Raw genomic sequence first — 12,849 nt, forward strand, 5'->3', positions numbered from 1 at the left:
CAATTCATTGATTTAATTTCATTTTTAATTTTGATTTACAGCTATTTTTTTGCCGATGTGATCAACCAATTTTTTTCACTTCATTGTGTTCTTATTTATTGTTTCTATTTTACTTAACGATATCTTCTCTGTTCATTTGTTATTGCAATCCATTGGATGCTCTATATCTGAATTCGAAATCGTAACCTGCCGATTCTCTTTCATCGCTCCTTTCTCTTTTTCGTATATATAATTGCGGTAGGAATTTGTACTTTATTTATTTTCACTTATTATTTTAGCATACATTGATTTTTTTGATAAATATTTTGGCTAAATTCACCATAAATGTTGCTAGATAAGTAAATGACATCATATATGTCAATATTAGATCTATGATTGAGTTGTAAAGAAGGTTGAGGTGCCTGTTATGACTCAAAGATCCAGATTGATCGATAGGATATCCAGTATTCCCTCAAGAAACTTTACAAAATGCCGTTTGGTTCGCTATTCTTCTCTAATTGCCTCAAAGTTTTCTTATACCTTTTAATGAATCATAACTCCACTTGTTTCTAAAATCTCTTTTTAAAGCGATTTGTGCAGTAGCGTTAAAATCAGAAAATGGATTAAGAGCAGAAATATTTTCATATACAACAGACCATTGTGTATTACTTGTCGCATCGTCTCCAGGAAGCTGTGCGCTTGCTTTTAAAGCTTCCCAGACCTCATCATTTCCACAATTATTATTGTGTTTGTCTATGATATCCAACACAGCATTATACCTGTCTTTTCCATGTCCATAGATGCCATTTTTCTTTCCCGGTGCAACTTTATCTATATAGTTTATAAAGAAATTCGTAGCACACTGTAATTCTTCTTTGTGTCCATAGCTTTTAACTTCATATATAGATTTAAACGTTCGATTTCCAGATTCATCATCATAAATATATTCAACAACACGGCAGTTGCCATCTGCATCAAGTATAAAGAAATGATAATCTCTCCCTCCTGTGGCATACATATTATATCTTTCTAATATTCTTACAGCATGATCCGCACTATCTGCTTCATCTAATACAGCTCTAATCGCCAATGTTGTCGCAATCGTAGACTTATTATCATCATGCTCAAATACTGGCTCACTATCAAGAGTCAGGACGGCTATAGAAACTCCTGCACTGTTTATCCCATCCAAACAAATAAAAGGAGCCGCTAAACATGCATATTTTTCATAGTTATTGTCCAAATGATTTGCATGAATATTATCTAATGCTGCAAAGGCAACAGAAGAATGCATGCCTTTTGGATGGCACTTAACAAGCATACACGAAGTATCATTTTTAAAATCATAGTTTCTGCCCATTCTGACGGTGTTATTATCTACCATTTTAAAAGCAGTACATCCAAAAGAATTAAAATCAATTTTTCCAGGAATTCCCATTGCTTCTCTGAAAATAGCGGCACTTACTATTTGGTCATTCAATATTGGATGCTCCGAATGATTATACGTGCTAATCTCATTAATAATCTGAATCAAATTGTATTCATACCTTATGTCCATTTGAAACAAATTATAGTTAGCATAATCCGTTACAGGCTTAATGCTGTTGACCGTAGATTTACGTTCATCATCTAATTTCAACATAATACCCCCTATAAATATCAAATTTTGTTGGTGATTTCTGTATAAAAAAATTTTATCATATTGACTTCTTCAACGTAATCTCCGTTTCGATACCAAAAAGTATATTCTGCCTATTTCAGCATATGATTTTTTAATTCATCCCTCTTTTTTATATTCAGTTTCACATAAATCCTGCTCAGATAAGTTTTAACCGTATTTGGTGAAAATCCCAGATAATCGGCGATTTCCTGGTTATTCCAGTCACGGCTTGCCAGCATGGCAATCGAAAATTCCACGGTGGATAATGCGTCCGTTACTGAATTTTCTGACATCGGATTGTGGATTGCCATCCATCCCCTGCTAAATGCAATGACTTTATCAGATAATTTGTTATACAGTTCTGAATCTTCCTTGCGGATACATGACTCAAGAAGTCCCTGCAGCAAACCATGATGTTCAATAAAAGGTTCCAGAAATTCGTCTTCTTTCGCCATATTCCATGCCACCATCAATGCATCTTTTGCTTTCTGCTGATATTTCAGATTCATTTGACACATTGCAATCATACAATACAGATAAATCATACTAATAGGATATGTACCATTCCTGAACATTAGTACCGCCTCACAAATTCCAAGTGCTCTTCCATACTCTCCTTTTAAATATGCCATGTGGGCTGTTACATAAGCAGAAAACATCTTAATTCCAGGCGGCAATGTTGGTGCATAAAGCCCCACATCCGGAAGTTCATTTACAGGAAGATGTAAAAGTACAGAAGACATATATCCCGCAAATACACTGATAGCCCTATTCTCAGCGGATGAAGGATTTTTCATTTCTTTTTCAAGACATTCCTGAATCTCCCTCATCCCTTTTCTGGAAGCAACTGCTCTGCCAAGTGTCATATTAGAATATACATATAACAGGCAGGATGACATCTTCAGTTTTATATTATGGCTCACCAGGTAACGTTCTGCTATATGACTGCATTTTTCTGCCTGTCCGGTAAAATAATAATATTCAGCACGTGCAATCTCCTGAAAATCCCTGTCTTCAAAACCAGCTACTATCTTATTCGCTTCACCCGGTTGAAACGATGAATTGATCAACGGAAGGATACTATACTCACTCATGATTATGCACCTCCAACAATTTCTTACAAATAACTTTTATACTCAGCATAAGATTATCTCCTTTCCGAATATTTTACCTGAATTATTCATGAGCATATAAAAATGCTCAATACTGCAAAGCCTTGAAACAGTTTCCTTGAATTCAATCGAATCATCCCCAAAAATGTACAGACTACCCCCTGTGAAGCTTGATTAAGTTACTTTGGAACTGTCAAGGTACGTTAATAGTTTCTATTCCAACTGTACAAACAGCTGATGGATATTTGCCAATGTCCTGTAGAACTCCTTTTTATAAGGACAGCTGCTATACAGTTTAAATATGATAGATCTTGCTGAATGGATTGCCCTTGCAGCAATCTTTATTAGCTTTAAGCGAATGGTGTCCACCTGTTGCTTCCGCATACTGGCTGGCAGTACCAGTCGCTTGAACCAATTGAATAGGTTGTAGGCAAGCATATGAAGTCTCATACGGTTTGCATTTACTATTTTGGAATGACTGCTGACAGCAGCAAAGTCAAATCCACTTTTGCTTTTCTTAATGAAGTTTTCCATCTTTCCCCTACCACAATAAAACTGGATGATCTGATAAGGTTCCATATCCATGTTTGTAACAAAAAAGTGTACATGTGTGTCAGCTGTCCGTATGGTTTCTCAATTTTGAAAACTACACGTCTTGGATATTTCCATGAACCTGCCTGATACATAAATTCGCCATAAGTTAATGCATAGCTGATCTGATCCTTTTGAGTGGTTTGGTACAAATCTTCCTATTTGTCTGAAGCCAGGGCAATGAGTGCGAGATTCTGTTTTAAACGGATAGCATAGGAGCAGCCATTACTCTCACAGGTTTCATAAAGTTTTGGGGAAGAGAATCCGCTGTCGCCACGAAGATAAGTTTTAATGCCCCTTTCCAGGTATTCCTGAAAAATAGATTCCATAAATTTATCTGCCCCATTGCTGCAATGGAGCGTTCCATCTCGGAGTTCCGCTTTTAATCAGGTCTCCAGTCAGTCCGTCATAGCATAGTAATGGATGATATCCATGTGCCTGATAATGGAAGTTGAATCCTTCTCCTTCCTGCCTGCCATAAGTACCAAAAAGAGTGCTGTCTAAATCCAGAAGCACATGCTCCGGGCATTTTATGGAATAAATGATATCCCTAAGATTTTTATCAATGTCATTAAACTGTACCAGAGTATCTTCATCCATACGGTTGAAAAATCTTGATAATGTTGGCTACGATGCCAGACTTTCTTTATCAAGAATGACATTGAAAACAGGATCCAGAGTCAGTTCATCCGCACAGTCATCCTGAAAATATGCAGAGATGATCTGATAGATCATCTGTAATAAGTTTTCATGGTCTTTGTGAAACCGGATAGACTTATCATTGGTTTAAACTTTTTTTTGATCAGCTTTGTAAAGCCGATCTTTGCAGCGAATTCTTTTATCAAAAGAAGACCTGCATCGGAGGATAGATCACCTCCATCAAAATTTATTTTAATTTGCCTATTGCTTTGAAGTGAAAAGGGGTTTACAAAATAAATATATATAATTGCGATTGGAATTTGTACTTTATTTATTTTACCTATTATTTTAGCATACATTGATTATTTTGATAAATATTTTGGCTAAATTCACCATAAATGTTGCTAGATAAGTAAATGACATCATATATGTCAATATTAGATCTATGATTGAGTTGTAAAGAAGGTTGAGGTGCCTGTTATGACTCAAAGATCCAGATTGATCGATAGGATATCCAGTATTCCCGAAAATAGAATTCATCCTGTATACGATGAGATTTATCTGATATTGAAACAAAATCTTACAGATGATGATAAACCAATTACCATTGTTTGCTGTCCTCATNTCAATATTAGATCTATGATTGAGTTGTAAAGAAGGTTGAGGTGCCTGTTATGACTCAAAGATCCAGATTGATCGATAGGATATCCAGTATTCCCGAAAATAGAATTCATCCTGTATACGATGAGATTTATCTGATATTGAAACAAAATCTTACAGATGATGATAAACCAATTACCATTGTTTGCTGTCCTCATAAGAGTTTCAGCATGAATACAAATACGTTTTTTTTCATAACCGCATACCAGAAAATCTGTGGCTCCAATTTTTTGACTATGAATTGTCCGGTATGGCGCTTCGACATGAAGCACATTTTCTTGGCTTGAGCATTCACACTTGTTTTCGCATGCGGCATAAACTTTATGCTGCTGTTAGTGAACTTGCCAAAAAAAGAGTAACTGGCAAAGTGCAATTGGATGCTGCTTATTCCGGAATTAGCCATCATAAAGTTTGTATCGTATCCGCTATAGACAGTCAGGATAACATGTTCTTGAATATCGTCGGTCTAGGTGTGGAGACCTTTGAAAAATATAAGGACTGTAAATACAAATTTGATGATCCTGAACTCATCGTTGCTGATTCTAAACCATGCATTCGCTTGTTTGCGAATGATCTAGGTGTAGAGATCGATCAAATCAAAACAGATCCTAGAGGCACACGATATACAACAGATCTGGGCAATCATCTAGGAGATCTCAATCAACTGGATGCAGAGATCACATCCTTGATAGCCCGAACCCATGGTTGTGCTACAAGGTATTTTCAACAATACCTTGATTTCATCACGTATCGAAAGAAAACCATGTACGATATCGATAGAGATAAAGTTGCCAAATATGTATTTGATGATATACGGCAGACAAAAGCATATAAAGAGGAAGAGCTTGTATATGCAGAACTGCCAATTTCACTGAAGGATGCCTATAATGAATATCGTTATGGAACATTTGCTTAAAACAGTCTAGCAACAAATAAAGTTAATTTAGCGAATATTTTTGTGCATATCTTTCTTTTTGTCTATCTCTATACTCTAAAAAAGCACAGCTTCCATAATGGAAAGTTGTGCTCTTTTTTTATGATGCCGGATATAATTCAAAATACTTTTCTAATACAGTAGGAACCACATCATACGTACATGTATTTTCCGATACGCTTTGTAAGTTGACAGATGATGTTGGTGCTACACACGCAAACGATACCGTTGGATTTTCATATGGTGCATACCCTACAAAGTCGACTGTTGTCCATTGATTGACCTCGGCTGTACCAGTCTTACCAGCAACTTCTACATCCATATTCTGTAGATCATCACTTGCATTACCCTCCGAAACAACCGCTCGGAAACCTTGTTGGACACGATTCAAATACGCCTTGTTCTTTTCAGGTAACGTGCTCTTTAAGACACCTCCACCTGTTTGAATGACTTGATCACTATTGACTTCTTTGATGTATTTCATCAAACTTGGCTGATACATCTTACCACCTGTCGCAATGGTTGATACATATTCCATCAACTGTACGGGTGTATACATATCCATCTGACCAATCGCATAGTTTAGAAGCATACCTGGTTCAAAGCCAACACCCATGTACCCACTCACTTCATCAGGTACATCCAGACCGGTCTTATTGCCTAAACCAAACATCGAATAATACGATCGCATCTTGTTCAAGGTACCGGTGACATCATTGATATGGAGTGATTCACCTTCCTTATACGTATCTCCACCGAGTCGAATCGCAATGTTGGCCATATAAACGTTACTTGATACAGCCAATGCCTGAATATCATCGACCGGACCATGATCTTCATAACTACTGAATTCCTGACCACCAATATTCATTGTCTGGTCAACGGTGATCTCGCCCGGTTTCACAGCGCCTTCACTCAAACCCATATAAACCGTTGCGCCTTTCACACTTGAACCCGGATTGGCTAAAGATGCATAACAACCCGAAGCAAAATAGGTCATTTTTCCAGAATCCAAATCTTTCTGATAACCCGACATTGCCAGTACTGATCCTGAATTTGGATCCATCATACACATAAATAGCGTTGAGAAATTCTCACGATTGGGCGAACCACCTTTTTCTTGTAGGACAGATTTCACGGTTTCATCTAATTTTTGCTGCAAATCAATATCAATGGATAAATACACATCATCCCCCTTGACAGCAGATTGTACAACCGTTTTCTTAGCCAAACCATTGGAATCATATGTGATCTTTGATACTTGCGCTTGACCGGATAAGACATCATTGTATTCATACTCTAATCCAGATTTACCAACCGTCGCATTGTATTGGAAACCTCTCTGCAAATAATAATTCGCATTTTCCGAAGGTAAACCTTGAGTACTTGTGGAAACCGTTCCTAATACATCCGATAATGTTTCACCATATGGATATTCTCGTTTCCAACCACCAAAGTCCACATCAAAGCCAGGAAAATCACTCTTATGCTCAACTAAATATGCGACATCATCATCCCCTACATCTTCCAAGATTACATTTTCTTGTCCAGTAGAAGCATTTTCCGTCATTCGTTGATAAATAACCGCAATCTTTAATTGCTTCGCCGACATTTCCTTGATTTGTTTCTTGCCAATTCGTTTCATCAAAATCTGATGTCGCCGTGTTTCTGCATTGGTTCCCCACAATCCAGATTTATATGCATTCAACTCTGATTTCGTCAATAAATTATTGGCAGCATATTCTGAATTCGAAGGGGATAAAAACGATTTCCACGTAATATAGGCTTCCTTTTTATCGGTTTCTGAAAAATCATCGGTATCAATATTAAATACTTCGACCAAACGTTTCGCATATAATTTATAATCTTCACTCGACATATTTTTGGGTGATGTATAAACAATATTATGGCTAACAACCGTTTTCGCTAATACACGCCCTTTACAGTCATAAATCTGACCACGCGGTGCATTCACATATTGACGAATCGATGTATAGTCATCCTTTTTCTGTACATAATCATTGTATGAAAACACTTGAATATAGATCAAGCGAATAAAAACCACCAAAAATATAACCACAATAAAAGAAGATAATAAGAGAATACGGTGGGATATTTCTTCATCCATGCCACGTATCTTACGTAAATGGCTTGGTTTTCGCAAATGCGGCATACCACTACCTCCTCTACTTTGTCTATTATACACAAAACAATCATGGCACACCAATTAAAAAGTCCTCACATCATTTAACATGTAAGGACCTCTTATATAATGAATCGATTTCTACTATAATCCAATTTCATTTCTATCCCCTTTCTGGTATTGAAGTAGTTGAACTACTTATAGTATATACAAGAACAGAATAGGATCATACATATCGGCTTCTTTTGCCTAAAAATTGGCATTATCGTGATAAATAATCCGATGCTGGTTGATACTTGGTGGCAATCCGATGTCGAATCGCTTCTTTTTCTTGGCTGGTGAGTGATACCCCACGAAACCGGCTGACATCCATATTATGTTTTAAATCGGCCAACTTTACCTTTTTCGCAATCGGATTAGACTTCAAATTCTTTACATACGACATATACGGTACATGTTTATCATGTGTTAATAATTCAACCGCATCGGCGACTTCGCGCGGAAACATCTTGCGAATCGCTTCTATGGTCACATTGGCATCTTCGACCGTATCATGTAAAAGAGCCGTACAACAAGTGTATTCATCATTCATTTGTTCCGCCAAATGATACGAATGAAAAATATACGGCTTGCCCGCTTTATCTAATTGATCCTTATGTGCTTTGTACGCAACCATTAATGCCTTTCTTGTTAACTCCGTATAAATCACGATCTTCCTCCTAGACTTTTATTATACGCTTTTTCTTGATTTTTTTCACAACATCTTCTACCGTATCGTTTTCTTCGATTGGAATTAAAATGATCCGATTCCGCAAAGAATTCAATTGTGCAAAAGCTTCTTCATCTTTGCATCGACGTTTTTCGATATTTTCTTTTCGTTGTTTCAATCGTTTAATTGCCAATTCTTTTGAAATGCATAATTCAAACACCATGCAATCTGGATCCATTTCTACTATCTTTTTAACACCCGTCGGATCTAAAATAACAACCGCCTTCTCTTGTTGATAATCCCTTTTCAAAGATCCATAATAGGCATCATTAAAATACGTCCATTCAAAAAAGAAATCTTGATGGATCATTTGTTTAAATTCCTCTTCTGAGATAAAATGATAATCTTTTCCATTCACTTCCTGTTCTCTTTTCGGTCGGGTCGTATATGTAATGATCCGATGATATCCGTATTTTTCTTGAAGAACATTCGCAATGGTTGTCTTACCACTACCAGAATAACCACATAAAACGATCAGGGACATAAAACCACCTTTCCTTAACTTTCTATCTAAAACTATGTATACTAAAAAAGAAATGAGGTAAATTATGAAACGAACAGAAACTCTTCAAGTTCATGTGAAAGATTTAGCCATTGGCGGCAACAATCACGTTGTGATTCAATCAATGTGCAACATCAAAACCGAAAAAGCCGATGAAGTCATCACCCAAATTCGTCAACTCGAATCTTTGGGATGTGAACTCATTCGTGTTAGTTGTATGGACATGAACGATGCCAAAGCCATCAAAACCATTGTTCAAAACATTCATATTCCTTTGGTTGCCGATATTCACTTTGACTATAAACTCGCCCTTGCCTGTATTGAGGCCGGTGCCAATAAAATTCGTTTAAATCCAGGAAATATTGGTAAGAAAGAAAATGTCGAAAAAGTCGTAGAAGCTTGTAAAAAATATCATGTTCCCATTCGGATTGGCATCAATGGTGGTTCTTTAGAAAAAGACATCCACGAAAAATATGGAAAACCAACTGCACAAGGTATGGTTGAAAGTGCCATGCGCCATGTCAAGATCTTAGAAGAACATGATTTCTATAATACCGTACTGTCTTTTAAATCCAGTGATCCACTTCTTTGTATTGAAGCCTATCGTTTAGCTAGTGAAACCTTTCCCTATCCTTTACATCTAGGTGTAACCGAAGCCGGTACGGCACTGACCAGTGCCATTAAATCCTCTTTGGCCTTAGGCAATTTATTACTGGATGGCATTGGCAATACCATTCGGATATCCGTCAATGGTGATCCAGGTCAAGAAATCATCATGGCCAAAGAACTTTTAAAAGACTGTCATTTAATTCATCATGTGCCCAATTTGATTGCGTGTCCTACTTGTGGTCGTACCCAATGGAATATGGAACCCGTTGTCAATGAAATGGAAGACTATTTAAAAACCGTTCATAAAAATGTCACCGTTGCGATCATGGGATGTGCCGTCAATGGTCCCGGTGAAGCAAAACACGCAGATATTGCGATTGCCGGTGGAAAAAATGAAGGCCTATTGATCAAAAAAGGTGAAATCATCGAAAAGATACCGCAAGATCAAATGGTTCAACGTTTAAAACAAGAAATTGATGCATTTAAAGAGGACTAGATCATCTAGTCCTCTTTCTTTTGGGCATATTGCACCATTAAATACGAATGATAACCAATACAAGCAATATACGCCACACTCAATAAAATCAATAAGATAAAATGATTCGATGTCGCACTTTGTACATATGTATGACCTGCATAGGCCAAACCCAAAGCCACAACGACCATTAGGGCAATATCTGTCTTCACATTTTTTTGACCTTCATCCGTTAATTGAATGGCTTTTAAGCTCATGCCATATACTACTGCCGCCAATGCATATAAAATCACTACAAAAATATAAATTCGCATACTCTTCCTCCTACTCCAAGCAATCTGCCAATGAATCATCCTCAATGAATGTATTTACATTATAGACATACATCATCGAATCAATTTGATCTTGTTCGATCAATTGATGCAAATTTCCATAATAATAGCGCGGATCCACCACAGTGATGGATTTATAATATGGAATTAAGAAAGGAATCAAGGCATTCGCATAACTATCTTTGATCAACAACAGATGTCCCGTGGCATTTGTATCCATTTCCAATCGAACCAAAGCATGATTGCCATTGCCAAATACAGCATATTGATCATTGGATGCGATGGCTTTGGAATGATACCACGTACGAGATTGCGTTCCATCATCTTCATTGGTCACTAAATAATCGGGTTGATTTTTAGGCACAAAAATATGAATAGAATCCGTGATGCCCACGCTACCTGTTGTATGAGACAGTGTACCATGAAACGAATTAGAAACAAGCATTTGTTTATAATCTGATTTTTTTGTTTCTGGATACAAAGCTTGGAATGCATAAAATGCACCTAAACTCGTCCAATGATGATCGGTTTTATAGTAAATATATTCTTGTGCATGTTTTTTCAATCGTTTACGAACATCAACGGTTTGAATAGAGGTATCCAATTTCTTATCAATGCGATCCGTCATCGCATTTTGATCATACGAGATTGCTGCTGGATCGATCTTATCTTTTTGGATGGATAAAGCTGTTGGTGCTAACACAAACGAAGTTGGAATACCTGTATTCTGCGCTAGTGTATTGATGGCTTTGATATTGCGATTGATCTGTGACCAGTACGGCTTGGCGCTATCCTGAATCAATTGTCCTTTCGCAAGAAAGACATCATTGATTTTTTTATTTTGGGTTGCTTTCAAAAAAAGATAACGACCATGGATCCATACATTCCGACCTACAAATTGATCCGCAAACCACGTACTGATTGAAGATTGATATTGTCCATCCCATACATTTTGCCATGACCAAGTCGGAAATTGCTGCAACGATCGATTTTCAATCGTAGATTCCTTGGTATCTGGCCAAAGTAGATTGATTACCAACATCAAACAAAGAACAACGACAAAACATGTTCCCCATCGTTTCGCAAATTGTTTCTGTTTCATTTCTCTCTCCTAAAAAGCTGCATACAAAAAGGTTTGATAGGTACTACCAACCATCATACAAACACAAACAATAAAACTCAAACCATAGAAACCAACCATCCACCAGGTATTGACTTTATGAATACATACATGCTCGATATGATCCCAATACGGTAGCATAAAAATAAAACAAGCCACATACAGAAGCCAATGCGAACGAAAGATAAAGGCATCCATCCCTTGGATCCAAGAAACTTGTCCAATATGAAACATCAAAGCCAATAGATGCAAAGCATGAGAAAGACTCGGACTAAAGAAGAAGACCCAGCCAATCATCACCAAAACAAACGTATACAAGTGGCCAATCAATGGATGATCCTTTAAATACGGTTTCAAATAATAATGTTCCAATAATAAAAGAGCACCATAATACAATCCCCATACAATGAAAGTCCAATTGGCACCATGCCAAAAACCAGTACAAAACCAAACAATCCATATATTGCGGATATAATGACTTCGATTACCGCCTAAGGGAATATACAAATAATCCCGAAACCAGGTGGATAAAGAAATATGCCAACGACGCCAAAAATCCTGAATGCTGGAAGCGATATACGGATGGCGAAAATTCGGTTGAATATGAAAACCTAACATTTCACTCAAACCAATGGCCATATCACTATACCCACTAAAATCAAAATAGATCTGAAACGTATACGTTAATGCCAGTAACCAGGCTCCAAAAAGTGAAGTCGTTGTTTGCAAACTCGTAAAGGCCAATGCCAAAGAATCCGCAAAAATCACTTTTTTGACCAATCCTTTTAAAAACCGAATACTTCCCTGACCAATATTTGTCCATTGAATCGTACGATCTTGGAGTTGATTGATCATCTCGTGATACGGTACGATGGGTCCCATACTAATCTTACCAAAGTAGCTTACATAGACGGTATAATCTAATAAATTGTGACTTGCTGGCGTACGTGTTTCATATACATCGACCAAATAGGATATTTCACTAAAAGTAAAAAAGGATAAACCAATCGGTATGCTCGATGGCTGGATTCCAAAGAAAAAATGCGTATATTTAAAAGCCATCAATACCAATAGATCCACTACGATGCCACTGATGAGAACTGATTTTTTCTTTTCTGACTGTTCCATCCAAAGACCCGTCAAATAGTTCCATACAATGGATAAGATCAACACACCAATGTGGGTAAAATTCGCCCAACCATAAAAAAACAAACTAAAAATGACAAGCCATATATTTCTTTTTTTCATGTCTTTGGTCAAATATTGACTGATAAAAGCCAAAGGAAAAAAACCAAAGAGAAAGAATAACGTTTGAAATCCCATA

The 12,849-nt window shown here is 37.0% G+C and carries 10 protein-coding genes and 1 pseudogene; 2 read left to right on the top strand and 9 right to left on the bottom strand.

What is annotated here, in order from left to right; all coding sequences use genetic code 11:
• Positions 1-502: 502 nt before the first annotated feature.
• The 3 genes and pseudogenes from EDX97_RS03985 to EDX97_RS03995 form a co-directional block, all read right to left on the bottom strand.
• Positions 503-1,621, bottom strand: coding sequence for a carcinine hydrolase/isopenicillin-N N-acyltransferase family protein (locus tag EDX97_RS03985; RefSeq protein WP_128519884.1), 1,119 nt, complete (start codon positions 1,619-1,621; stop codon positions 503-505).
• Positions 1,622-1,731: 110 nt separating this feature from the next.
• A complete protein-coding gene (locus EDX97_RS03990) occupies positions 1,732-2,733 on the bottom strand; it encodes a response regulator transcription factor (protein WP_128519885.1) in 1,002 nt (333 codons plus the stop codon).
• A gap of 231 nt (positions 2,734-2,964) precedes the next feature.
• Positions 2,965-4,280: pseudogene (locus tag EDX97_RS03995) on the bottom strand (IS1380 family transposase).
• Between the two features lie 668 nt (positions 4,281-4,948).
• Here EDX97_RS03995 and EDX97_RS04000 point away from each other — a divergent pair.
• On the top strand, positions 4,949-5,557 hold the full coding sequence (locus EDX97_RS04000; RefSeq protein ID WP_183164259.1) for a hypothetical protein: 609 nt from the start codon (positions 4,949-4,951) through the stop codon (positions 5,555-5,557).
• Positions 5,558-5,675: 118 nt separating this feature from the next.
• Here EDX97_RS04000 and EDX97_RS04005 read toward each other — a convergent pair whose 3' ends face one another.
• The 3 genes from EDX97_RS04005 to EDX97_RS04015 form a co-directional block, all read right to left on the bottom strand.
• The gene (locus EDX97_RS04005) at positions 5,676-7,748 is read right to left on the bottom strand and encodes a peptidoglycan D,D-transpeptidase FtsI family protein (protein WP_128519887.1); all 2,073 of its coding nucleotides are present in this window, start codon (positions 7,746-7,748) and stop codon (positions 5,676-5,678) included.
• A 232-nt stretch (positions 7,749-7,980) separates the two neighbouring features.
• Complete coding sequence (locus EDX97_RS04010) at positions 7,981-8,427, bottom strand: HD domain-containing protein (protein ID WP_128519888.1); 447 nt, start codon at positions 8,425-8,427, stop codon at positions 7,981-7,983.
• A 10-nt stretch (positions 8,428-8,437) separates the two neighbouring features.
• Complete coding sequence (locus EDX97_RS04015; RefSeq protein ID WP_128519889.1) at positions 8,438-8,971, bottom strand: guanylate kinase; 534 nt, start codon at positions 8,969-8,971, stop codon at positions 8,438-8,440.
• Between the two features lie 64 nt (positions 8,972-9,035).
• Here EDX97_RS04015 and ispG point away from each other — a divergent pair, with 64 nt between their 5' ends.
• Positions 9,036-10,094 (top strand): flavodoxin-dependent (E)-4-hydroxy-3-methylbut-2-enyl-diphosphate synthase, encoded by a 1,059-nt coding sequence (ispG, locus tag EDX97_RS04020; protein ID WP_128519890.1) that lies wholly within the window; start codon positions 9,036-9,038, stop codon positions 10,092-10,094.
• A 5-nt stretch (positions 10,095-10,099) separates the two neighbouring features.
• On the opposite strand, the gene EDX97_RS04025 is transcribed toward ispG, so the two are convergent.
• The 3 genes from EDX97_RS04025 to EDX97_RS04035 are packed head-to-tail and all read right to left on the bottom strand — an operon-like array spanning position 10,100 to position 12,848.
• Positions 10,100-10,387: a hypothetical protein gene (locus EDX97_RS04025; protein WP_128519891.1), complete on the bottom strand. Its 288-nt coding sequence runs from the start codon at positions 10,385-10,387 to the stop codon at positions 10,100-10,102.
• A gap of 10 nt (positions 10,388-10,397) precedes the next feature.
• Positions 10,398-11,507, bottom strand: coding sequence for a DHHW family protein (locus EDX97_RS04030; RefSeq protein WP_128519892.1), 1,110 nt, complete (start codon positions 11,505-11,507; stop codon positions 10,398-10,400).
• A 9-nt stretch (positions 11,508-11,516) separates the two neighbouring features.
• Complete coding sequence (locus EDX97_RS04035) at positions 11,517-12,848, bottom strand: MBOAT family O-acyltransferase (protein ID WP_128519893.1); 1,332 nt, start codon at positions 12,846-12,848, stop codon at positions 11,517-11,519.
• Position 12,849 lies beyond the last annotated feature (1 nt).

Source organism: Absicoccus porci (genome assembly GCF_003725415.1).
GTDB lineage: Bacteria > Bacillota_I > Bacilli_A > Erysipelotrichales > Erysipelotrichaceae > Absicoccus > Absicoccus porci.

What these genes read in the sequence shown, in the direction of transcription:
- EDX97_RS03985 (WP_128519884.1), bottom strand. Translation starts at nt 1,621, where the DNA reads ATGTTGAAATTAGATGATGAACGTAAATCTACGGTCAACAGCATTAAG.
- EDX97_RS03990 (WP_128519885.1), bottom strand. Translation starts at nt 2,733, where the DNA reads ATGAGTGAGTATAGTATCCTTCCGTTGATCAATTCATCGTTTCAACCG.
- EDX97_RS04000 (WP_183164259.1), top strand. Translation starts at nt 4,949, where the DNA reads ATGCGGCATAAACTTTATGCTGCTGTTAGTGAACTTGCCAAAAAAAGA.
- EDX97_RS04005 (WP_128519887.1), bottom strand. Translation starts at nt 7,748, where the DNA reads ATGCCGCATTTGCGAAAACCAAGCCATTTACGTAAGATACGTGGCATG.
- EDX97_RS04015 (WP_128519889.1), bottom strand. Translation starts at nt 8,971, where the DNA reads ATGTCCCTGATCGTTTTATGTGGTTATTCTGGTAGTGGTAAGACAACC.
- ispG (WP_128519890.1), top strand. Translation starts at nt 9,036, where the DNA reads ATGAAACGAACAGAAACTCTTCAAGTTCATGTGAAAGATTTAGCCATT.
- EDX97_RS04025 (WP_128519891.1), bottom strand. Translation starts at nt 10,387, where the DNA reads ATGCGAATTTATATTTTTGTAGTGATTTTATATGCATTGGCGGCAGTA.
- EDX97_RS04030 (WP_128519892.1), bottom strand. Translation starts at nt 11,507, where the DNA reads ATGAAACAGAAACAATTTGCGAAACGATGGGGAACATGTTTTGTCGTT.
- EDX97_RS04035 (WP_128519893.1), bottom strand. Translation starts at nt 12,848, where the DNA reads ATGGGATTTCAAACGTTATTCTTTCTCTTTGGTTTTTTTCCTTTGGCT.